This is a genomic window from Ponticoccus sp. (in: a-proteobacteria) (assembly GCF_048381735.1).
In genome coordinates this window covers 42,380-63,677 of the sequence record NZ_JBLXGL010000015.1, presented here as the reverse complement: position 1 = coordinate 63,677, position 21,298 = coordinate 42,380, and the positions used below count along the sequence as shown (strand labels likewise).

At 62.3% G+C, this 21,298-nt stretch carries 21 protein-coding genes; 10 read left to right on the top strand and 11 right to left on the bottom strand.

What is annotated here, in order from left to right:
* The first annotated feature begins 55 nt into the window (after positions 1–55).
* Positions 56–1,051 carry an MDR family oxidoreductase gene (locus tag ACN5KJ_RS19595; RefSeq protein ID WP_418595783.1) on the top strand — a complete coding sequence of 332 codons (996 nt, stop codon included), beginning with the start codon at positions 56–58 and terminating at the stop codon, positions 1,049–1,051.
* A gap of 102 nt (positions 1,052–1,153) precedes the next feature.
* Here ACN5KJ_RS19595 and ACN5KJ_RS19590 read toward each other — a convergent pair whose 3' ends face one another.
* The 5 genes from ACN5KJ_RS19590 to ACN5KJ_RS19570 form a co-directional block, all read right to left on the bottom strand.
* Positions 1,154–1,777: a TetR/AcrR family transcriptional regulator gene (locus tag ACN5KJ_RS19590; RefSeq protein ID WP_418595781.1), complete on the bottom strand. Its 624-nt coding sequence runs from the start codon at positions 1,775–1,777 to the stop codon at positions 1,154–1,156.
* Between the two features lie 272 nt (positions 1,778–2,049).
* The gene (locus ACN5KJ_RS19585) at positions 2,050–2,967 is read right to left on the bottom strand and encodes a 3-keto-5-aminohexanoate cleavage protein (protein WP_418595816.1); all 918 of its coding nucleotides are present in this window, start codon (positions 2,965–2,967) and stop codon (positions 2,050–2,052) included.
* A gap of 60 nt (positions 2,968–3,027) precedes the next feature.
* Complete coding sequence (locus ACN5KJ_RS19580) at positions 3,028–3,714, bottom strand: EthD family reductase (RefSeq protein WP_418595779.1); 687 nt, start codon at positions 3,712–3,714, stop codon at positions 3,028–3,030.
* Between the two features lie 227 nt (positions 3,715–3,941).
* Positions 3,942–4,757 carry an enoyl-CoA hydratase-related protein gene (locus tag ACN5KJ_RS19575; RefSeq protein ID WP_418595777.1) on the bottom strand — a complete coding sequence of 272 codons (816 nt, stop codon included), beginning with the start codon at positions 4,755–4,757 and terminating at the stop codon, positions 3,942–3,944.
* A gap of 128 nt (positions 4,758–4,885) precedes the next feature.
* A complete protein-coding gene (locus ACN5KJ_RS19570) occupies positions 4,886–5,956 on the bottom strand; it encodes an aromatic ring-hydroxylating oxygenase subunit alpha (protein WP_418595775.1) in 1,071 nt (356 codons plus the stop codon).
* Positions 5,957–6,230: 274 nt separating this feature from the next.
* On the opposite strand from ACN5KJ_RS19570, the gene ACN5KJ_RS19565 reads away from it, so the two are divergent.
* From ACN5KJ_RS19565 to ACN5KJ_RS19555, 3 genes are all read left to right on the top strand, one after another.
* On the top strand, positions 6,231–7,226 hold the full coding sequence (locus ACN5KJ_RS19565) for a 3-hydroxyacyl-CoA dehydrogenase NAD-binding domain-containing protein (protein ID WP_418595773.1): 996 nt from the start codon (positions 6,231–6,233) through the stop codon (positions 7,224–7,226).
* 67 nt (positions 7,227–7,293) lie between these two features.
* Positions 7,294–8,571 (top strand): 4-aminobutyrate--2-oxoglutarate transaminase, encoded by a 1,278-nt coding sequence (locus ACN5KJ_RS19560; protein ID WP_418595771.1) that lies wholly within the window; start codon positions 7,294–7,296, stop codon positions 8,569–8,571.
* Between the two features lies 1 nt (position 8,572).
* Entirely contained in the window at positions 8,573–10,054 is a 1,482-nt protein-coding gene (locus ACN5KJ_RS19555; RefSeq protein ID WP_418595769.1) for an NAD-dependent succinate-semialdehyde dehydrogenase, read from the top strand.
* 505 nt (positions 10,055–10,559) lie between these two features.
* Here ACN5KJ_RS19555 and ACN5KJ_RS19550 read toward each other — a convergent pair.
* The 5 genes from ACN5KJ_RS19550 to ACN5KJ_RS19530 all read right to left on the bottom strand — a co-directional run bounded on the left by ACN5KJ_RS19550 (position 10,560) and on the right by ACN5KJ_RS19530 (position 15,903).
* A complete protein-coding gene (locus ACN5KJ_RS19550) occupies positions 10,560–10,700 on the bottom strand; it encodes a hypothetical protein (protein WP_418595767.1) in 141 nt (46 codons plus the stop codon).
* Between the two features lie 81 nt (positions 10,701–10,781).
* Complete coding sequence (locus ACN5KJ_RS19545; RefSeq protein ID WP_418595765.1) at positions 10,782–12,395, bottom strand: dipeptide ABC transporter ATP-binding protein; 1,614 nt, start codon at positions 12,393–12,395, stop codon at positions 10,782–10,784.
* Positions 12,392–13,279: an ABC transporter permease gene (locus ACN5KJ_RS19540; RefSeq protein WP_418595764.1), complete on the bottom strand. Its 888-nt coding sequence runs from the start codon at positions 13,277–13,279 to the stop codon at positions 12,392–12,394. Before ACN5KJ_RS19540 ends, ACN5KJ_RS19545 begins: the two co-directional genes overlap by 4 nt.
* Positions 13,272–14,246 (bottom strand): ABC transporter permease, encoded by a 975-nt coding sequence (locus tag ACN5KJ_RS19535; protein ID WP_418595762.1) that lies wholly within the window; start codon positions 14,244–14,246, stop codon positions 13,272–13,274. The genes ACN5KJ_RS19540 and ACN5KJ_RS19535 overlap by 8 nt, the downstream gene beginning before the upstream one ends.
* Before the next feature lie 70 nt (positions 14,247–14,316).
* On the bottom strand, positions 14,317–15,903 hold the full coding sequence (locus tag ACN5KJ_RS19530) for an ABC transporter substrate-binding protein (protein ID WP_418595760.1): 1,587 nt from the start codon (positions 15,901–15,903) through the stop codon (positions 14,317–14,319).
* A 182-nt stretch (positions 15,904–16,085) separates the two neighbouring features.
* On the opposite strand from ACN5KJ_RS19530, the gene phnF reads away from it, so the two are divergent.
* The 5 genes from phnF (at position 16,086) to ACN5KJ_RS19505 (ending at position 19,337) form a co-directional block, all read left to right on the top strand.
* Positions 16,086–16,784, top strand: a complete 699-nt coding sequence (phnF, locus tag ACN5KJ_RS19525; RefSeq protein ID WP_418595758.1) for a phosphonate metabolism transcriptional regulator PhnF — start codon at positions 16,086–16,088, stop codon at positions 16,782–16,784.
* 163 nt (positions 16,785–16,947) lie between these two features.
* A complete protein-coding gene (locus tag ACN5KJ_RS19520) occupies positions 16,948–17,838 on the top strand; it encodes a CehA/McbA family metallohydrolase (protein WP_418595756.1) in 891 nt (296 codons plus the stop codon).
* Between the two features lie 600 nt (positions 17,839–18,438).
* Complete coding sequence (locus ACN5KJ_RS19515; protein ID WP_418595754.1) at positions 18,439–18,714, top strand: GFA family protein; 276 nt, start codon at positions 18,439–18,441, stop codon at positions 18,712–18,714.
* Positions 18,715–18,912: 198 nt separating this feature from the next.
* The gene (locus tag ACN5KJ_RS19510; protein WP_418595752.1) at positions 18,913–19,164 is read left to right on the top strand and encodes a hypothetical protein; all 252 of its coding nucleotides are present in this window, start codon (positions 18,913–18,915) and stop codon (positions 19,162–19,164) included.
* Positions 19,161–19,337, top strand: coding sequence for a hypothetical protein (locus ACN5KJ_RS19505; RefSeq protein WP_418595750.1), 177 nt, complete (start codon positions 19,161–19,163; stop codon positions 19,335–19,337). The genes ACN5KJ_RS19510 and ACN5KJ_RS19505 overlap by 4 nt, the downstream gene beginning before the upstream one ends.
* Positions 19,338–19,617: 280 nt before the next feature.
* Here the strand turns inward: ACN5KJ_RS19505 and ACN5KJ_RS19500 are convergent, their stop codons facing one another.
* Entirely contained in the window at positions 19,618–19,959 is a 342-nt protein-coding gene (locus tag ACN5KJ_RS19500) for an ArsR/SmtB family transcription factor (protein WP_418595748.1), read from the bottom strand.
* Between the two features lie 122 nt (positions 19,960–20,081).
* Between ACN5KJ_RS19500 and arsB the strand changes: the two genes are divergently transcribed.
* Positions 20,082–21,134, top strand: coding sequence for an ACR3 family arsenite efflux transporter (arsB, locus tag ACN5KJ_RS19495; protein ID WP_418595746.1), 1,053 nt, complete (start codon positions 20,082–20,084; stop codon positions 21,132–21,134).
* Positions 21,135–21,298: the final 164 nt, after the last annotated feature.

Genomic DNA, 21,298 nt, shown 5'->3' with positions numbered 1-21,298 from the left:
CGGTGCGGCTGCATGTGCGGACCCGCCCGAGAGATATCAAGTACTGGAGAGCGAGATGTCCGAGACCTTCCGTGCCATGTTGATCGAGGATCAGGATGGCAAACCCAAGGCCGCGTTCCGCGACCTGACTTTTTCGGATCTGCCTGATCACGACGTGCTTGTCGAGGTCGCCTATTCGACCGTGAACTACAAGGACGGTCTTGCGATCACCGGCAAGGGCCGCATCGCCCGTCGCCTGCCGATGGTGGCCGGGATCGATCTTGCGGGCACGGTCGTCGAGAGCCGCAGCCCGGATTGGGCACCGGGTGACAAGGTGATCGTGAATGGCTGGGGCCTGTCCGAGACGGAATGGGGAGGCTACAGCCGGTATCAGCGCCTGAAGCCTGAATGGTTGACTCGTCTTCCCGAGGGTTTCGCGCTTCGGGATGCCATGGCGATCGGCACCGCCGGTTACACTGCCGCCTTGTGCGTTGCCGCGCTGGAAGATTGGGGGACGATCGCCCCCGGCGGTAAGGATGTGCTGGTGACCGGTGCCGCGGGCGGAGTGGGGTCGACCGCGATCAGCCTGCTGGCGTCGAAAGGCTACAACGTTACTGCCGCGACCGGCCGGCCGGAAACCCATGACTACCTGCGCGCCCTCGGCGCTGTGAACTTCGTCAGTCGGGAAGAGCTGGCTGAGAAGGGTGGGCCCTTGCAGAAGGAACGCTGGGCCGGGGCAGTCGATTCCGTGGGGTCGACGACACTTGCGAACGTTCTGGCGCAAACCTGCTACGGCGGGGCGGTTGCGGCCTGCGGGCTTGCGGGCGGGTTTGACCTGCCGGCCAGTGTGATGCCGCATATCCTGCGCAGCGTTGCCCTGATTGGCATCGACAGCGTGATGGCGCCTCAGGCCAAGCGCGACCGTGCCTGGGCTCTTCTGGCCGATCATCTCGGCAGGACAAGCCTTGCCAGCATCGCCAGGGTCGAGCCCATGCACAAACTGCCCGAGCTGGCCGCCGATATCCTGGCCGGCAAGATCCGCGGGCGGGTCGTGGTGGATCTGGAGGCCTGAAACGGAATCGACAAGAACGCGCACGGCCATAACGGCCGTGTGCATGCTATTGAAGGAAAAGCGGTGTCGCGGAACGGCGACAGGCGCGTCCGCTGAACCGGCTCAGGCGCCTGCCTTGTCTTGCAACAAGCAGCCGTTCAGCATGATATCGGCGAAATGCTCGGCAATCTGGGTTGCCTCGAGCGAACCGCCCGGCGTGTACCAATCATGGGTCCAGTTGCACATCCCGATGATACCACCGATCACCAGCGGGGCAGGGATATCCTTGAAGTCGCCGTTCTTGACGCCCTTGGCATAGACCGTACGGAAATTCTCGTTGAAAGCTTTCGCGCGCTGGTTGACGGTTTCGCGTTGCTTCTCGGTCAGATTGCTCTGTTCACGGAAGTAGATCGCCGACCACGCGGTTTGCTCGAGCACGTTCAGCGCATGTTTGCGGATCATCTGCCATAGCATCGTCGGCGCGTCCTGACCGGAGGCCAGAATGTCGTCCATGTCGTGTGCCCAGGCATCGTTGATTTGGTTGAAGATCGTCCAAAGGACCTGATTTTTGTTTTTGAAATAGTAGTATACGACCGTCTTCGTATAGCCGAGCTGGGCCGAGATATCGTCGATCGTCACCGCACGGAAACCGTTGGCTGCGAACAGTTCGGATGCGGCCGAGGTGATTTCGTTTTGAACAAACTCTTGCTTGCGGGCCTTGAGTTCCTCTCTCACAGATTGAGACATGGATTGGTTTACCTCCAATTTGGCCAGCTATACTGAAAAGTATGGCTTCCTTCCGGATGGCCTTTGAACTGCAACATTTTTGACCGCTGGGTATATCTTTCAAACAAGCACAGGGAAACTCAAAGTGCAACCCGGAATGGCCCCGGTCGCTCGGTGTCAGAGGTCAAGGCAAGAGCGGACGTCAGGGCCTCGCCGTCAGGTTGGTCCCGGCGCCCAACGTTTGTTACCGATGGAAGGAGGGGGGCGGGCATCCGAAGGTGCCCGCCGGTTGTTCAGCGCGACACCGGCGCGCGCTTGGTCAGGCCAAGTTTCGTGCGCACTTCCGCGGGTGTCATAATCGAGGCGCCCATGGCATCCAGCATGGTGACGGTCTGCTCGACGAGCTGCTCGTTCGTTGCCAGAACATTCTTGCGCAGGAACAGGTTGTCCTCGAGACCCACCCTCACGTGGCCGCCGGCAAGCACGGCCGCAGCGCCATAGGGGATCTGATCGCGGCCCAGCGAGAAGGCCGACCAGGTCCAGTGATCGGGAATTGCGTTCACCATGGCCATCAGCGTGCCCAGATCATTCGGCGCACCCCAGGGGATTCCCATGCACAGCTGGATGAGCGAGGGGTCGGGCAGAAGCCCTTCCTTGACCAGCTGTTTGGCAAACCACAGATGCCCGGTATCGAACACCTCGATCTCTGGCGTGACACCCAGTTCGCCGATCTTCTTGGCCATCGAGCGCAACATGTTCGGCGTGTTCATCATGACGAACTCGCCTTCGAGGAAGTTCATCGTGCCGCAATCCAGCGTACAGATTTCAGGCAGGCACTCGGCGATGTGCTCGAGGCGCGCATCGGCACCGACCATGTCGGTCAGCTGATCATTGATCGGAAGCGGCTGATCGGGCGGGCCCATGACAACCTCGCCGCCCATCCCGGCGGTCAGGTTCAGCACCACATCGACATCCGCGCTGCGGATGCGGTCAGTCACTTCGCGGTAGAGATGCGTGTCACGGCAGGGGGCGCCCGTTTCGGGGTCGCGGACGTGGCAATGCACGACAGCTGCACCGGCGCGGGCTGCGGCGATTGCGCTGTCGGCAATTTCCTTGGGTGAGCGTGGCACATGCGGCGAACGATCCTGGGTGGATCCTCCTCCGGTCACGGCACAGGTAATGAATACCTTCCTGTTCATTTCGAGCGGCAAGGTGAACTCCATTCATTCAAGGTTGTAGTCGGATGCGAAACCCGGCCAGGGGCGGGGCGATTACGCCTGCTCGAGTCGTTCGAACAGTTTCATGGCCACATTCAGCCCCGACACGCCCACCGGCCAGCCGCCGTAATGGGCAAGGTGCAGCATGATTTCCTTCAGCTCGTCCGGGGTAATGCCAAGGTTGAGACCGCCCTCCAGGTGCTCCTCAAGCTGCGGGAAACGCCCCAAGGCCGTCAACGCGGCAATGGTGATCAGCGACCGGTCGCGCATCGCCAGGTTCGGTCGTGACCACAGATCGCCGAAAAGGTGATCGATCGTCACGTTCATGAAGTCCTCGGTGCCGGGCGCGGGGGTGAAAACCTCGCCCCAGAGCGCCCGCAGCACATCCTCGCCGCGACCCCGGGCGCTCTCTGCCCGGGAAACCGGGGCACGATTATCCGCCTCGTCCGCGTGGCGCAGGACAATCGTACCCTTGGGGGCGAATGTCTCGAAATCGGCATCGGTGGCCTTGGACTCGGGGCTCTGGAGCGCCGAGTCCATTGCGGCGTTCGATGCGAAGTGAAGCTCGGCTGACATGTACCAGCCGCTCGGCTCCCCGTCGGAGAGCTCGTTGAGCTTGCTCACGACCAGACGCTTGAGGCCGGGGATGGCCATCACCATTGGCGTGTGGACGTCGCGGTAATGTGCATCGAAAGCCTCTGCATCAGCCGGGGTCGTGTAGAGGATCTGAATTCTTGCCATGGGTGTTCACTCCGGTTGGTACGGGCAGGAAAAGCCACTGGGAACTTGCGGTTTCAGGCGGGACTGTTCCGCCGCCTGGGGTCTGGCCTTTCGGAGATTGCGCGGCACCGCGGGATGTCACGCCTTCTCCGGACGCCGGTTTTGGGCGATGGTCAGGATAAGGATATTTATCTGACGTAAAAGTATAATTATTGGCCTGAGGAGTCTATTCTCGGGCCTGGCCCCTGTCAGACGCCTGTCCAGTTCGGTTCGCGTTTCTCCGCAAAGGCCACGGAGCCTTCGGTGAAATCATCCGACGCATACATTTTCTCGTAGGTCGGCAGGCCGCTTTTGCCTGGTTTCGTCTTCGCCATCGCGTCTTCGACGGGCAGCATCTCGATATGTCGAAGGACCTCCTTCATCGCGCGCATGGCGAGCGGCGCGCCTTTCGAGAGCTCTTGGGCATAGGCCCGCACGGTTTCCAGCAATTCGGCCGAGTTCACGACCTGATGTACAAGACCCCAGCGCTGCGCTTCGGTGGCATCCATGCGGCGACCGCTCAGCATTAGCTCGACGGCCACATTGTAGGGGAGGCGGCGCGGCAAGCGCTGGATTGCGCCGCCATCCGGCAGGAAGCCGCGCTGCATTTCCGGCAGTTGAAAATAGGTGTGATCGGCAGCAAAGATCACATCGCAGGCCAGTGCAATCTCGAAACCGCCGCCCAGCGTTGCGCCGTTCAGTGCCGCGATCACCGGTTTCTCGAGATCGTGGAATTCGGTGATCCCGCCAAAGCCGCCGGGCCCGTGACCAAGCTCGGGGTCGGCATCCAGCAGCGGATCGAACGCGGGGTCGGCAACCTCTTTCAGGTCCCATCCGGCGGAAAAGACCCGATCCCCGGCCCCGGTCAGGATGCCGACGCGCAAGGTCGGATCGTCCTGCAGTTCTTTGAAGGCGGCATAAACCGCCCGGCTGGTCTCGCGGTTGATGGCGTTCACCGGCGGGCGGTTCAGGGTGACTTCAAGGACATTCCCAAACCTTTGGGTGGATACGATTCCGTCGGTCAATCTCTCGCTCCTGGTCAGATCGTGATCGCGGCGGCCAGCCGCGACGGGCACCACCAAAGTGGTGCGAGATTTTTCAGAACGCAGGGCGCTGTCGAACGCCCTGCAGGATAATGGGAAGAGAGCGGGTGCTAGAGCGCTTGCCCGGCCGCGATCAGGGCGGCCTTGTAGCGCGACTGGAAATGCGCCGTTGCATTCTCGTTCTGGGGCGTCTGCTCGGCCGTCGTGATCAGCGGGCCCGTGTCGAAGCTGCGGCTGCGCATGCCGGCATGTACGGATTCGACAACGCTGGCGTCCTCGACGCAGACCGTGTCGCAGTATTCCTGCCCCATGGCCTGCACTTCCTTGAGTGCCTCGTCCGAGAGATCCTCGGGCACGTACCAGCTGTAGTAGTAAACCGAGCGACCAACACCGAGCGGCATGATCTTGCGCAGCGACACAGCGTTGTGCAGCGGGAACACTTCCACGATGGTGTTCGGCCAGAGGAACCAGCTGTGCATGTCGCCGTGAACGTCACGGTTGTCCTTGCGCGCCATGAAGTGCTTGGTGATCGGGCCGCTGAGATCGCAGGTGTAGGAATCTGTCTCGTAGATCCGGGTGATCGACGTCGCATGGACCGTCGGGCAATGGTAGCATTCGTTGTAGTTCTCGACCGAGATCTTCCAGTTGCACTCGTGCTCGATGCTACGCTCGAAGACCTTCTTCATGGAGGCGATGCCGGGCCGCTGTGCCAGCACGGCTTCTTCTACGCCGGGATAGGCTTCGGCAAGGCTCACTGCGTCGTCATCGAGGTTCACGAAGATCATCCCGAACTTGATCTCAGTGCGGACTTCGCGCAGCGAGATCTGCTCTTTGCAGAAGCCTTCGGTCTTGTCGGTTTCGGGGGCCCGGTGCAGGGCGCCGTTCAGGCGGTAGGACCATGCGTGGTAGGGGCAGACGAAGAGCTTGCGGTTCCCGGTGCCGCTTGCGATGGCGTGCGCACGGTGACGGCAGACATTGTAGAAGGTCCGGACAACCCCGTCTTCGCCCTTGGCGATCAACAGGCTTTCGTCACCGACCTTTTCGGTGAAGAAATCGCCGGGGTTCGTCACCTGGCTGACATGCCCAACGAACTGCCAGGTCCTGTAGAAGATGTGCTCTTTGTCAAACTCGTAGCAGCTCTCGTCCGTGTAGAACCGCGAAGAGATCGTTTGTTCGGTCACAGTGGTCTCCCATTTTGTGGCTTGCGCAACATCAGGCGCGGTTTGTGCGGGGTCTGAACCGAGTGGCTGGCATGTCTACACGGTCTCATCGGAGTGGATTGCGCCGCCCGGTTCAACTTCCGCCCGATTCCCAATTGACCTGATGATCTTTCATTTATACTCTCGGGTCAATAAAATTAATTATTGAGTCTTGAGTCGGGTCGCGGGGCTCGGCTGTGGGCGGCGTCTTGCGCAGAGCAGCAAGCGTTCGGGCGTGTAGAGAAGGGAGGGCCGGATGACCGGAGCAATAGAGAAAGTCACATGCGTGGGATGCGGCGTGATCGGCGCCGGCTGGGTCGTGCATTTCCTGCGGGCCGGGCTTGACGTGGTGGCCTGCGACCCCGACCCCTCCAAAGAGGCCTATGTGCGCACCATGATCGAGGATGCCTGGCCCCATGTCACATCGCTGGGTCTGGCAGACGGGGCATCGCCCGACCGCTGGCGCTTTTCTACCACTCTGGAAGACGCGATCCCGGAGGCCGATCTGGTTCAGGAAAGCGCCGTCGAGAACGAGGCCATGAAGATCGACCTTTTGAAGCGGATCGATGATCTGGCGAAAGACGATGCCATTATCGCCTCCAGTTCGTCGGGCTTCCTTGCCGCGCGTCTGCGCACCGAGATGGCAGGCGGCGACCGCTTCCTGATCGCGCACCCGTTCAACCCGCCCTACATGATCCCGCTGGTCGAGCTTGCGGGCGCCGACGGCCTTGCCGCAGGGGTGCTTGACCGCATCACCGAATTCTATCGCTCGACCGAAATGCGGCCCGTTGTCCTGAACAGGGAAATCCGCGGCTACATCGGCAATCGCATCCAGGCGGCGGTGTTTCGCGAAGTGCTGCACATCGTCCAGGAGGGCGTTGCGTCACCCGAAGACATCGATGCCGCGATCAAATACGGCCCCGGTCTTCGCTGGGCGCTGATGGGGCCCACGGAAATCTACAGCCTCGGCAGCGGCGGCGGCGAAGGCTGGTCGTTTTTCCTGAAGCTTCTGTTGGGTGAACTGGCCGACGGGTATGCCGCGCCCGGCAGCTTCGAGCCAAGTGAGGCGACACTGCAACGCTACACCGCAGGCGCCATGCAGGCGCTGGACCGGGCGCCGTTCCAGAGGCTGTGCAATCAGCGCGACGACGGTCTCGTGAAGCTCCGCAACCTGATCTCCGATCTTGACCGTGCGCAAGCCTCGCAGCCAGCGGAGCAGCGCGCGCAACGACGCTGCCCCCTCCCTCTTTGATTCATCGCAACCGATCCATGCAAGCTGCACCCAGACCCGGTCGGTTGCACCACTCCGAGGACAAACCATGAAGAACATCGACGTTTCCACCCGCCGCGATGCCGCTATCTCGCGCGGCGTCGGCATGCAGACCCAGATCTATGTCGAGCGCGCGAAGAACGCCGAGGTCTGGGACATCGAGGGCAACCGTTACATCGATTTCGCCGCCGGAATCGCGGTGGTCAACACCGGGCATTGCCATCCCAAGGTGATGGAGGCCGTCCGCACGCAGACCGAGGCTTTTACCCACACCTGCCACCAGGTTCTGCCCTACGAGAACTACATCCGTCTGGCCGAGCGGCTGAACGCCAAGGTGCCGGGTGACTTCGACAAGAAGACGGTTTTCGTGACCACCGGGGCCGAGGCCGTCGAGAACGCCATCAAGGTGGCGCGCGCCGCGACGGGACGGCCGGCCATCATCGCCTTCGGCGGCGGCTTTCATGGCCGCACCTTCATGGGCATGAGCCTGACCGGCAAGGTTGCGCCCTACAAAAAGGGCTTCGGCGCCATGATGCCCGATGTGTTCCATGTGCCGTTCCCCGTCGAACTGCATGGGGTGAGCACCACCGATGCCCTGAAGGGGATCGAAAAGCTCTTCAAGGCCGACCTCGATCCCGAGCGCGTGGCGGCGATTATCCTCGAACCGGTGCAGGGCGAGGGCGGTTTCTACCCGGCGCCCGCCGAGCTGATGCACGCGCTGCGTTCCCTGTGTGACACCCATGGCATCCTGCTGATCGCTGACGAGGTGCAAACCGGCTTCGCCCGCACCGGCAGGCTCTTCGCCATGGAAGGCTATGACGTCTGCGCCGACATCACGACAATGGCCAAGGGTCTGGCGGGCGGGCTGCCGCTGGCTGCCGTCACAGGCCGTGCAGAGGTCATGGACGCCGCCGCTCCCGGGGGTCTCGGCGGCACCTATGGTGGTAACCCGTTGGGGATTTCTGCCGCCCATGCCGTGCTGGACGTGATCGAGGAAGAGGACCTCTGCCAGCGCGCCAACGATCTTGGCGCGCGGCTGAAACAGCGCCTGAACGCCATCCAGAGCCGCGTGCCCGAGCTGATCGACGTGCGCGGCCCGGGCTTCATGATCGCGGCTGAGTTCAATACCGCAGACGGCACCGCGCCGAACCCCGAGATGACCAACGCGATCCGTGCCGAGGCGCTGGCGCGCGGGCTGGTGCTGCTGACCTGCGGTGTCTACGGCAACGTGATCCGCTTTCTCGCGCCACTGACCATTCCGGATGATGTCTTTGTCGAAGCGCTCGACATTCTCGAGGCATCGATCGATGCCGTGAAAGGGGCCTGACATGAAGGACATGATGTCTTTGTCGCTGCACGACCCGAGTCTGCTGGAAACCCGCGCCTACGTGAATGGCAACTGGATCGACGGAAGCGGGACGTTCGAGGTCTTCGACCCGGCCACGGGCCGCCTGATCGCACGGGTCGCCGATCTGGATGTCGGGGCGACGGCAACGGCGGTGGATGCCGCCCATGCCGCCGGTCCCGGCTGGGCCGCGATGACCGGCAAGGAACGCGCGGCTATCCTGCGGCGCTGGCACGATCTGATGATCGAAAACGCCGATGATCTTGCCACGATCCTCACCGCCGAAATGGGTAAGCCCTGGCCCGAGGCCCGCGGTGAAATCCTCTACGGTGCCTCGTTCATCGAGTGGTTTGCCGAAGAGGCCAAACGTGTCTACGGCGATGTCATCCCCGGCCACCAGCGCGACAAGCGCATCTTCGTGCTGAAACAGCCCGTCGGCGTGGTTGGCTCGATCACGCCCTGGAACTTCCCGAATGCGATGATCGCGCGCAAGGTGGCACCCGCGCTGGCCGCAGGCTGCACCTTCGTGGCGCGCCCGGCCGAATTGACCCCGTTGTCTGCGCTTGCCATGGCGGTGCTGGGCGAGCGCGCGGGCATTCCGGCGGGTGTTTTCAACGTTGTGCCCTCGACGGATGCGGCGGGCGTCGGAAAAGAGCTTTGCGCGAACCCGAAGGTGCGCAAGATCACCTTCACCGGCTCGACCCGCGTGGGCAAGCTGTTGATGGAGCAGGCCGCCAGCACGATCAAGAAGGTCTCGCTCGAGCTTGGCGGCAACGCGCCGTTCCTCGTCTTCGACGACGCCGATCTCGATGCTGCCGTCGAGGGGGCGATGATCGCTAAGTTCCGCAACAACGGTCAGACCTGCGTCTGCGCGAACCGGATCTACGTGCAATCCGCAATCTACGATGTCTTTGCCGAAAAGCTCAGGGCAGCCGTGCAGGCGCTGCGCGTCGGCAATGGCTTCGACGCGGGTGTGACCACGGGGCCGCTGATCAACCGGGCCGCGCTGAAAAAGGTGGAAGCACATATCACGGATGCGGTCGGAAAGGGCGCGCAGGTCATCACCGGGGGCAATCGGATGAAGGCTGGCGATACCTTCTTCGAACCCACCGTGCTGCGCGACGTCAGCCGCGACATGCTCGTCTGCCGGGAAGAAACATTCGGGCCGCTGGCCGCATTGGTCCGGTTCGAAACCGAAGACGATGTGATCGATATGGCCAACGACACCGAATTCGGTCTGGCCGCGTATTTCTACGCCAAGGACCTGTCGCGTGTCTGGCGGGTGGCCGAGGCGTTGGAAAGCGGGATGGTCGGTGTGAATACCGGGTTGATTTCCACCGAGGTGGCGCCGTTCGGAGGGATCAAGCAATCGGGCCTGGGCCGGGAAGGCTCTAAATACGGGATCGAGGATTTTCTTGAGATCAAGAATATCTGCATCGGCGGCCTTGGCGCGACCGATAGGTAGAGCTTTCACAACTCAGCCTATGCGATTGTAAGGGGACAAAAATTTCCGCTTAGAATTCGCCCTTTTCCTCCCTGTGGGCGACCAACTGGCGGCATCGCACCCCTCGGTGCCGCCACCTTTTCCGGCGAGGCTTGAGAAACCGACCCCGAAAAAGACCGCGACTTTGACATGCACGGTTCGGGTGGGGGGTATGGTGAGCATGGGCTCCAGGATATCCTTGAGTTTCAGATCCTCCTTCGCCTCCCGGTTGCCGACTGCTGCAAAGAGTGGTCGCGGCGGCCCTTCACCTTGCGCACGGTGTTCCGCGATCCTCGCAGCGCCCGGCAGATCTGCTTGATCGACGTCCTGCCCTGAGAATACGCCCGCCGGATCTTCGCTATCGTCTCCACGACCAACATCCCACACTGTGCTCCCCGACAACTTCGGGGGCATTATCCGCATCAGTGCAAAGGGGGCGTTTCTGGACGCCGATCACCCCTCTAGGGGGTCAAAACTGCACGCCGGTTCACATGGGGACGTCCCGCCAGCGCAGATCATTGCGATTGGTGAAGGTAATCGCGGCCGGAACAGGCTTGTCGCGCGATTTCGGGAAGACAGGGGCAAGCCCGGCCATCTGCGTGTCGGTCGGCCAGTAAAGGTCGCTCATATCACTGCCCCGTTTCCCGAGCCGTGAGCCACGCAGCACATCGAAAGCCCATTCATCCTGACCCTAGGGACGGGTAGACCATTATGCATGTTGCAATAGTGCACCCGTATATGCGTGCTTTGGCGCATGCATGACGTGGTTTCTTTGACCAAATTCCTTCAACTCGCCACGCTGCAAAACAGCAATTTTATGGGACACCTTTCCGATCACCGAGAGATCGTGAGAGATAAATACGCAGGTGAGGCCACGTTGTCTCTGAACCCGAAGAAGCATGTCCAAGACTTTGTTTTGTATTGTTACGTCTAGGGCAGATGTGACTTCATCACAGATCAGTAACTCGGGTTCGGCAGCCAGGGCGCGGCAGATCGCAATCCTTTGTTGCTGTCCGCCCGACAGTTCGCGGGGGAAGCGGCCCAGCACGTCGGGTGCGAGGTCCATCTCGGCCAGAAGCGCCACCACGGCCTCCTGCGCGGCGGGGCGGGTCTCGCCGAAGTACAGTTCGCGCGGACGGGTCAGGATGTCGCGCACGGGCTGGGACGGGTTGAGCGAGGACAGAGGGTCTTGAAACACCACCTGCACCCGCCGCCGCAGGGCAGGGGGGCGCGTGACTGCCTTGCCGTCGAGCGCGACGCCGTCGAAGGTGATCTCGCCGCTATGGCCACCGATGACGCCAGAGATCAGATTGGCCAAAGTCGATTTTCCTGATCCGCTTTCTCCGACAATGCCAATGGTTTGGCCGCGATCAATGGCAAGGGAAATCTTGTTCAGGGTCGGCGGGGTCGTCTTCTTGCGCGCAAAGATCCCGCGAGCGGTCTCGAAGCGGAAGGACAGGTCGCGGATGACCAGTCCGGTCGTGGATGTGTCCGCCGCAGGGGGCTCTGGCCCCCTGTCCGAGATGCGCGGGATCGAGGCGATCAATTGGCGGGTATAGGGGTGTTCCGGGGCGTCAAAGACACGCGCGAGCCGCCCATGTTCCACGATCCGTCCGGCCCGCATCACGGCGACCTTGGCGCACATGGCCTTGATCACATGCAGGTCGTGGCTGACGTAGATCAGCGTTGCGTCGATCTCCTGTTGCAACTCCTTGACCAGTTGCAGGACTTCGGCCTCCACGGTCTTGTCGAGCGCCGTGGTCGGCTCGTCGAGGACGATCAATTCGGGCGTGCCAATGAGGGCGGCGGCGATGACCACCCGTTGCCGTTGTCCGCCCGAAATCTCGTGCGGGTAGCGACCGACGATGGTGCCCGGATCGGGCAGGCCCGTGCGTTTCAGCAGCCAGACAACCCGCGCCAGCGCCTCGGGGCCGCGCAGGTCGGTGTGCTGGCGGATCAATTCCAGAAGCTGATGGCCGATTTTCATGTGTGGCGTCAGCGAGGACAGCGGGTTTTGTGGCACCAGCGCCGCGCGCTTGCCGCGAAACTGCCGCAGGCCCTTGGGTGGCAGGGCGAAGACATCCGTGCCGCCCACCATGACGCGCCCGTGTGCCACCCGCGCGCCAGAGCGCATATAGCCCAGCAGCGCCCGGGCCAGCGTGGATTTCCCCGATCCGCTTTCGCCCACGATGCCGAGCGTGTCGCCGCGTGCCAGTGTAAGCGAGGCCCCCTGGACCGCGGGCAACTCTCGTCCCCCACCTGCGCGGTAGGAAATGTCCAGTTGGTCAATGAGGATGTGATTGCGTTTGCTGGTAAGGGTCATGCTGAAATCTCCGTTTCAGAGATGCCATAGGCGCGCGCCAGCCCGTCAACCGCGAAGTTGATGCCGATGATGAGCGACGAAAGCGCCAGCGCGGGGGCGATGAGGAACCAAGGGTCGGTAAAGATCACCGTCATGGCCTCTTGCACCATCAGGCCCCAGTCGGGCGTGGGCTGGCTGATGCCGAGGCCGAGAAAGGACAGGGCCGAGATCTTGAGCAGTGCCGAGGAGGTGCGGATGGCAAGCTCGACCGCCATGAGGCCCTTGAGGTTCGGTCCGATCTCGCGGAACAGGATGTGGGCGGCGCTTTCCCCGCGCAATTCCGCGGCGCGCACGAAGTCGAGCGCCGACAGGCCGATCGTCCTTGCGCGGATCACCCGAATAACGCCGGGCATGTAGACAATCGCCACCACGATGGAGAGCGACCAGATCTGCTTGCCGAAGGTCAGTACGAGGATGGCGATCAGCAGCAGTTCAGGCACCGACATGATCGTATCGGTAAGCCGCATCAGCGCATTGTCGCGCCAGCCGCCCCGATAGCCCGCCACGAGGCCGAGCGCCGTGCCGATCAGCACCGCCGCGCTCGCCCCGATCAGGGAGACCAGGAGCGCGACCCGCCCCCCCGACATCAGGCGCGAGAGGTAATCCCGCCCGATCTGGTCGGTGCCGAGCCAGTGCGAGAACGAGGGCGGATGCAACCCGTCGGTGTGGATGGCCGAGATCGAATAGGGGGCGATGATAGGCGCCATGAGCGCCATGAAAAGGTGAATGCCAACCAGAACAAGGCCGATCATCGTCATCCGCGACTGCGCGGCGCGCGCAAGCAGGTTGGTCTTGGGCGGGGGGGAGAGGGCCGGCTCGACAAGGGGCAGGGCTGTCTCAGACATGGCGCGTCCTCCGTGCGCGTGGATCAAGCGCCAGTACGGAGACATCTGCGAGCAGGTTGCCGAAGATCACCGCAAAGGCAGCGAGGAATGTGATGGCCTGAACGGTCGGCACTTCGCGTTGCGAGATCGCGCGGACCAGTTCCAGCCCGATACCGGGAAACTTGAAGACCGCCTCGATCACGACGACGCCCGAAATGATCCCCGCGACGAATTGCGCGGTGCCGTTGAGCATGGGGATGAGGGCTGCGGGCAGGGCATGGACGAGGATCAGGCGCCATTCGGGAATGCCCGAGAGCCGCGCGCGTTCGATGTATTCGCTGCCCAGGGCGTCCTCCATGCCGACACGGACAAGGCGGAACTGATAGGCCACGCCCGAAACAACAAGCGCCAGCACGGGCAGGACCGACACGGCGAGAATACGCGCGGCGGAATCGCTTTCGGATATGAGAAGGATCGCAGGCGCAATGCCCAGTTGCAGGGCGAAGACCACGATGAAGATATTGGCCACCACAAAATCGGGCATGGAATAGGTAAACAGCGTTGCGCCAGACACAAAGCCGTCGAGCTTTCCCCCTGGATTGAGGGCGGCGAGCACGCCGAGACTGACAGCCACCGCCGGGGTGATGACAAGTGCGACGCAGGCCATCAGCAGCGAGTTGAGGCCCGGATGGTAGATCGTGTCCACCACGGGTTCCCGAGTGAGGATGGTTTCCCCGAAGTCGAATGTGACCAGATCGCGAAACATGGCCAGAAACCGCACCAGTGCGGGTTGGTCGAGGCCAAGCTCGGCGCGCATGCGGGCGAAGTCCTCGGCGGTGTAATAGATGCGTTCGTCCTTGGGGATCGTCGCTTCGAGCGCGTCCCCTGGCAGGATTTCCGTGCCCAGAAACACCAGCCCCGCAACGAGGAACAGGATCAGCCCCGAAAGTGCCATTCGGCTCGAAATCATGGAAAGGATACGGTTCATTATTGTTTCCGATCTGTGACGCCAAAGGGCCGCCACCGCACGGAAGGCGCGGTGGCGGCAGGGTTCGGCCTTAGCTGTCGATCCAGATGTATTCGAAACGCGAGGACCAGTTCTGGCTGTGGCTGCGCGCGTTTTTGACGTTCGGGGCATGGGCGACCATGTTGCGGCGACCTCCGAGCATGATGCCCGGCACCTCCTCTTGAAGGATGCGCTGTGCGTCTTGATACATCTTCAGGCGCAGGCTCGCGTCCTTCTCGCCGACGGCCGTGTTGACGAGGCGCGAATATTCCTCTGCGCTTGCGCCCACCCAATCGGCATTCTCGCTACGTTGGAAGTCCGCGCGGCTGAGGTTGATGAAGGGGTTTCGCGGCCCGACGAGGTTGCGGTGCGGGCGACCGAAGGGGGCGTTGACCGAGTCCACATAGGGGCTGAAGCCGTCGCAGGGGCGCTCTTCGAAGACGATCTCGATCCCTGCTTCGGCGAGGCTTTCGGAGACGATCGGATAGATGCGCGGCTCTTCGGGGAAGTTCGGGCAGAAGGCAATCGCGGGCAACTTGATGCCGTCGGGATGGCCCGCCTCGGCCAGAAGCGCGCGGGCTTGCTTCACGTCACGCTCAATGGGGCGGGCCACGAATTCCGGGTTCACGCCCGACATATGCGAGTCATTGCCCGTCCAGCCGCTTGCGTCGCGATAGACGATCTCGTTGACCTTCTTGCGATCGATGGCCAGCGACATGGCCTTGCGGATGCGCTGGTCGTTCCACGGGATGTTCAGGTTCTTGGGCAGGTTGATGTAGAACTGGTCGCCCGCCGCAGAGGCGTGGATCCGCGCGCCCGCATCCTCGAATTGCTCGATCTGGCCTGGGTCGATGTTCCACACCGCGTTGAGCTGACCCGAGCGGAAGCCGTTGATCGCGCTGTTGCCGGGGGTGATCACGCCGCGGACCTCATCAAGGAACGGCCCCGTACCCATCCAGTAGGCGTCGTTGCGCACCGCGCGGAACTGGCGCGCATTGTCGATCTCGACGAGTTTGAACGGCCCCGTGCCGATGCCGTCATAACCGATCTCGTCGGGGTTCTCTTTCGCCTTCATGACCACCGCGCGGTATTCGGCCAGCGCATAGGGGAATTCGGCGTTCGGCTGCACCAGATGAAAGCGGACCCCGTATTTGCCCAGCTTCTCGGTGCGCGCGACATTGGCGCGCAACAGGCCGACACCGCCGCCCATGTGCAGGTTCATCGAGGCGACAACGTCATCCGCCGTCATCTCGGTGCCGTCATGGAACATCACGCCCTCATGCAGCGTCGCGTCCCAGACATCCATCGTGTCATTGGCGGTCAGCGTGCGGGCAAGTTCCAGTTGCAGGTTGAAATCCTCATCCACCCACGTGAGCGTGTTCCATACGGAACGGGTCAGGAGGTCGAGCCAGTAATAGGGGTGCGCGCCGCGATTGGACTGGCCAAGCGCCCAGTTGGGGTAGGTCTGGCCGTAGACCAGCGTGCCGCCCGTCTTCGGCGTCTGGCCTGCGAGCATGTCGGAGACTATCGAGGGGGTCGAGGCGAAGGCCTTGGTCGGGTCGAGAAGGTGGGAAAGGCCAAGCACAGTGGCGCCTGCGGTGGCCTGTTGCAGGAAACGTCGGCGTGTCAGTTGTGTCATGTCGAACTCTGTGAGGTGTGAACGTTGCGGGTCCACTCACCCCCTCGGCATGAAGTTTTTGTAATAACCCTCCTCCCGAATGCTGATCGTTACAAAGCCTTGGCACACAGTTGTTGACTGTGCGGAGCGGGGTGCTTTGCGCGCCCTTGCCAATGCACGGACAGCGTTCACGGAGGATCGTCTTGGCCCCTCAGGACTGGAAAAAGGTCGAAGCCCTTCTGCGCAAGCAAATCGAAGCGCAGCAGCTGAAACCTGGTACGGCGTTGCCGTCTCTCAATGCGCTTGCGCGGACGCATGGGGTCTCCCGACATGCGGCGCGGCGGGCCATCGAACGCCTGCGCGAGACAGGTCATGTGCAAAGCTGGCATGGGCGGGGGAGCTATGTCTGCGAGCCGCAGGTTGTCTACCAGATCAGTTCGCGCACCCGTTTTTGCGTGAATATCCAGAGGATTGGGCGCGGTGGGGGCACATGCTGCCTGTCTACGGGTCAGGTGCGTGCGACGGGTTTCGTGGCCAAGGGCCTCGGCCTGCGCAGTGGCGATCCTGTGCTGCGCGCGACCCTTTTACGCGAGATCGACGGACGCCCCGCGATGTTTGCGCGCCATTACTATGCCCCTGCGAAATTCGCGGGCATCCTCGACATTCTGGAAGCAGGGGGCAGCGTGACTGAGGCGCTTGCTGCCTTTAAGGTTACAGATTTCCGCCGCGACGAGACCACCATCGCCACGCGCCTGCCCCGCCCGACCGAGAGCATGGCGCTTGAGATCGGGCGTGCGCAGCCTGTTCTGGTGACGCGTGGGGTGAACATCGACAAATACGGCGCGCGGATCGAGGTTTCCGAGGCGGTGTGTCGCGGCGATGTGGTGACGCTGGCGGTGTGACGGGGAGGGGCAGGCCGCACGCACAATCGCGCGCACAATCGCACACACAGTCGGGCACTGTGCGCGAAGGTTTTGGAACAATCCGCCCCTTTTGCAGACGCCTGTGATTTCCCTGTGCGCGGCGAAGGTTAGCGTGGTTGCACCGCAACATCAGGAGAGACCGATGCTCGCAGCATTCGAGGCACAGGGCCGCTTTTTCAAAGGCAACATCCACGGCCATTCCAATAGGTCAGACGGGGCCCTTTCGCCTGAGGATGTCTGTCGCCGCTACAAGGGCGCAGGCTATGATTTCATCGCGCTCACCGATCACTTCCTGCCCGCGTATGATTTCCCGATCACCGACACGCGGGCCCTTCGAACTGACGGTTTCACCACCATTCTGGGCGCAGAGGTCCACGCGCCGGCGACAGAACTGGGAGAGATTTGGCACATTCTCGCGGTTGGTTTGCCGATAGATTTTGCGCAAACGGGCGAAAATGAAACCGGCGTCGAACTGGCAAGGCGCTGTGTCGAGGCAGGGGCCTTTGTGGCGATCGCGCATCCGCAGTGGTATCAGCTTTCGCTCGCCGACGGGATGAACCTGGACTGCGCCCATGCGATTGAAATGTACAACCACACAAGCCTCGTGAACGCTGACCGGGGCGATGGCGCGGAACTGTGCGACGCGCTTTTGAACGAAGGCAAACGCCTGGGCTGCATTGCCGTCGATGACAGCCATTGGAAAACCGACGACGCCTTTGGCGGCTGGGTCATGGTGAAGGCGGAAGAGAACAGCGATACGGCGCTCCTCGCCGCGCTGAAAGCGGGGCGCTACTACGCGACGCAAGGGCCTGAAATCATGCACATCGAGCGGGATGGCGACGAGATCGTGATAGAATGCTCACCCGCGACCTCCATCATTCTCTTGGGCAAGGCATCCGCAAATGTTGGTGTTCGTGGTGACGGCCTAACCGCCGCGCGGCTCCCGCTGGCCAGGTTTTCCGGCGGATGGTGCCGTCTGGTTGTCGTTGACAAGGACGGCAAGCGCGCGTGGTCAAACCCGCTCTGGCCGTGAAGTAGCTTCCACGGCCCGGCCACACAGAAAGCGAAGGACTCGTCTGGGACACTGCCGGATCGTGGGAACCGGCGGTGTTTTCCAGTTTCGTTCCGAAGCTTCTGGAGCGGGCCGGGTTGGTCTCGGCCCAAGAGGTCGAGGGCGACAGTCGTCGGTCGGGTTGGATGTGTTTCAAGACGCTGTTCCGGGATGCGGTGGCAAACCCCCCGATCTTGGGGGATGCGGAAGTGGCGTTTTCTGGGCAGGATGAACGCGGAATCTCCGATGAAGAAGGCACGGCTTCACGGAAGCCCGGATCATGGGGGGCTGCGCCAGATTGAGGCCGAGGTGCCTTCCGTCCGGCTGGGCCGCGAGCACGGGATGAGCAGGGCCACCCTGTACAAGGGGCGGGCCAAACAAGGCGGGATGGATGCGCCTGATTTCCGAGATGAAAGCGATGGCGGAGGAGAGCGGCTTCGAGTCCGAAATGACCGATGCTGCGGCGGCGTGAATGACGACATTCTTGTTTCTGCTGACTGTGAGTGTCGGTAGAGATTTTGCCATTGGCTTGCTCTGAGCACAGCCGACACCATAGTTTCGTCCATAGACTGGCGGTAGAGGATGTTGGATTTGCTTAAGACATATTGTGGAGGTTGCCATTGTGGCGGTATCGCGTTCGAGGCCGCCATTGATTTTTCCGAAGGGACTAGCCGATGCAATTGCACATTCTGCCGGAAAACACGAAACTGGACTGCGCCAACAACTCCGGAGCATTTTCGGATCACACAAGGTGGAAAGCTCATCCGGAAGTATGATGCCACTGATCAGGGAGGCAATTATCACTGTTTTTGTTCAATATGCGGCGTGCGGTTGTTTAGTGAGGGTGACATCCCTTAATTGGGAGGCGCTTATGTCACTGTGGCAATTGCGGCACTCGACGATGCAAGTATTGAAGAGCTGAAATCTGCGCCGATTACTTGGATGGATGGTTTGCACGACAATTGGTTCAGCCCACCGTAGGAAACTGAGCACCTGTAGAATTGTAAGTCAGTGCTGTTCGTGAGGTCGGGCGATGGGTGCGCGACCACTTGAGTTTTGCCAAAGGTCACAAGCGTTCCAGTTGGCCTGACCGAGGCGGGCAAGCTGACCGCGGCCTTGGTCAAGGCGCGCCAGAAATCAGGCGAGGCCGAGCTGCCGAAACAGGTGGCCAAGCGGATGGCAGCCGAGACTGTGGTCAAGAAGGCGGTCGAGGAAGCCGAGGAGGCGCTGACCGTGGCTACGCTGGCGAAATACCCCGAGCTGACGGCGGAAGAGATCCGCCCCTGGTGGTGGATGACAAATGGTTGAGCGACGTCGCGGATCTGATCGAGGCCGAGATCGTGGCGCGGTCCGAGCGGATGACGGTCCGGGTGCGGGTGCTGACAGAGCGGTATGGGCAGATATTGCCGGAAGTGTCGGACGACGTGGAGATGCTCAGCGCAACGGTCTTTGCGCATCTTGAAACGATGGGGTTCGCGTGATGACGGCTTGCGATCTGGTTACCGACGCGAGCGTAGAGCAGCCGGACGAACGGCCCATGCGCATTGCCGCATCTTTCAACTCATTCATCAAAAGCGGCTCTCGCGGCTGGGCGAAACACTACGCCGATCATGGCGCTCCCTTCACGCGGATCACCAATCTGAAATGCCATAGGATCAAACCGGACTTGTCCGACCGGCAGCATGTAGCGTTGCCGAAACGCGAGAAAGAAGGGCTGCGCAGAGGTCTCAGGAATGATGCAAGACCTTTCGACCGGGCGGCTCACCGACGTGGCGCTACTCGAACCTTCGGCAGTTCGATCCCGGCGCACATGCCTTGGTCGCCCCCGCAGCAGTCCTCGATCAGGAAGCGCACCAACCCGTTCACGGCGTCGAACCGGGGCGAATACAGCACCTCGCGATGTTGCCGTTCGGTCTGGACCAGCCCCGCCCGTTTCAGAGTTGCGAGATGACCGGACAGGGTCGACGGCCTCAGGTCGAGCTGTCGGCCGACCTCCATCGCCGGGGTGCCCTTCGGCCCGCGCTGGACCAGGAGGCGGAAGATTTGCAGCCGTGTGTCGTGGGCAAGGGCGCCGAAGGCGTCGACGGCATCGTTCTGGTCCATAATTCGTCATTACGCGAAATGAGGGATGTTGACAAGACGCGGGCCTGCCGTCTACCCAGAAGTCAATTCGCAATTACGCGAAATGACGAATTCAAGATGCTGCCCAGTTCCGGAGACCCACAATGTCCGACACCTCCGCCGCGGCCCCGATGGGCCGCTTCGAAAGACTTCTGAGCCTCTGGGTCGCGCTAGCCATGGCGGTCGGCATCGCCATCGGCAGCCTGGCCCCGGGTGCCGTCGCAGCCATTGCCGAGGCCGAGGTCGCCTCGATCAACCTTGTGGTCGCCGTGCTGATCTGGGCGATGGTCTACCCGATGATGGTCAGCGTCGATTTCGGCGCCGTGGCCGGCGTCGCGCGCCAGCCCAGGGGCCTGCTGGTCACGCTCGTGGTGAACTGGTTGATCAAGCCGTTTACCATGGCCCTGCTTGCGGTGCTCTTCTTCGAGCACCTCTTCGCCCCATGGATCGCGCCCGAGGACGCGGCGCAATACATCGCGGGGCTGATCCTGCTTGGCGCGGCCCCCTGCACCGCAATGGTCTTCGTCTGGAGCCAGCTGACCCGGGGCGACGCCACCTATACGCTGGTGCAGGTCTCGGTGAACGATCTCATCATGGTGGTGGCCTTCGCGCCGATCGTGGCCTTGCTGCTTGGCGTGACCGAGATCGCCGTGCCCTGGGATACGCTGGTTCTGGCCACCGTGCTCTACGTCGTCCTGCCGCTGCTCGCGGGGCTGCTTACGCGCCGCGTACTGGGGTCAGATGCGGCGATCTCGGCCTTCACCGCCCGCATCAAGCCGCTTTCGATGACCGGTCTCATCGCGACGGTTGCAATCCTCTTCGGTCTTCAGGGCGGGACAATCCTGTCGCGCCCCGGGGTGATCGCCCTGATCGCGGTGCCGATCGTGATCCAGAGTTATGGCATCTTTGCGCTGGCCTATGGCGCGGCCTGGTTTCTCAGGGTGCCGCATCGCATCGCCGCGCCCTGCGCGATGATCGGCACCTCGAACTTCTTCGAACTTGCCGTCGCCGTCGCCATCAGCCTGTTCGGACTGGACTCCGGGGCTGCGCTTGCCACGGTGGTGGGCGTGCTGGTCGAGGTGCCCGTCATGCTGTCCCTGGTCGCCTTCGCCAATCGGACCCGATCACGCTTTCCCGAAGCCGAGCGCGGAGCCTGAGCCTTGGTTGTCACCCAACACGTTCCTGACGGCGGACCGCCGCGCCACGTGCCGCCCGAGTGTCTGCCGCGCCGAAGGGCATCCGCCCCTGCGCCCCTCCGAGACCCTGTTCGACCTGCCCGATCAGCGCCCGCCCGGGCCACAGGTCAAAGAGGGCGGGCGGA

Coding starts and splice junctions, on each gene's coding strand:
- arsB (WP_418595746.1), top strand. CDS start 20,082: ATGTCCGACACCTCCGCCGCGGCCCCGATGGGCCGCTTCGAAAGACTT.
- ACN5KJ_RS19535 (WP_418595762.1), bottom strand. CDS start 14,246: ATGAACCGTATCCTTTCCATGATTTCGAGCCGAATGGCACTTTCGGGG.
- ACN5KJ_RS19530 (WP_418595760.1), bottom strand. CDS start 15,903: ATGACACAACTGACACGCCGACGTTTCCTGCAACAGGCCACCGCAGGC.
- ACN5KJ_RS19555 (WP_418595769.1), top strand. CDS start 8,573: ATGAAGGACATGATGTCTTTGTCGCTGCACGACCCGAGTCTGCTGGAA.
- ACN5KJ_RS19595 (WP_418595783.1), top strand. CDS start 56: ATGTCCGAGACCTTCCGTGCCATGTTGATCGAGGATCAGGATGGCAAA.
- ACN5KJ_RS19580 (WP_418595779.1), bottom strand. CDS start 3,714: ATGGCAAGAATTCAGATCCTCTACACGACCCCGGCTGATGCAGAGGCT.
- ACN5KJ_RS19500 (WP_418595748.1), bottom strand. CDS start 19,959: ATGGACCAGAACGATGCCGTCGACGCCTTCGGCGCCCTTGCCCACGAC.
- ACN5KJ_RS19520 (WP_418595756.1), top strand. CDS start 16,948: ATGCTCGCAGCATTCGAGGCACAGGGCCGCTTTTTCAAAGGCAACATC.
- ACN5KJ_RS19590 (WP_418595781.1), bottom strand. CDS start 1,777: ATGTCTCAATCTGTGAGAGAGGAACTCAAGGCCCGCAAGCAAGAGTTT.
- ACN5KJ_RS19560 (WP_418595771.1), top strand. CDS start 7,294: ATGAAGAACATCGACGTTTCCACCCGCCGCGATGCCGCTATCTCGCGC.
- ACN5KJ_RS19515 (WP_418595754.1), top strand. CDS start 18,439: ATGTTGGATTTGCTTAAGACATATTGTGGAGGTTGCCATTGTGGCGGT.
- ACN5KJ_RS19545 (WP_418595765.1), bottom strand. CDS start 12,395: ATGACCCTTACCAGCAAACGCAATCACATCCTCATTGACCAACTGGAC.
- ACN5KJ_RS19565 (WP_418595773.1), top strand. CDS start 6,231: ATGACCGGAGCAATAGAGAAAGTCACATGCGTGGGATGCGGCGTGATC.
- ACN5KJ_RS19540 (WP_418595764.1), bottom strand. CDS start 13,279: ATGTCTGAGACAGCCCTGCCCCTTGTCGAGCCGGCCCTCTCCCCCCCG.
- ACN5KJ_RS19550 (WP_418595767.1), bottom strand. CDS start 10,700: ATGAGCGACCTTTACTGGCCGACCGACACGCAGATGGCCGGGCTTGCC.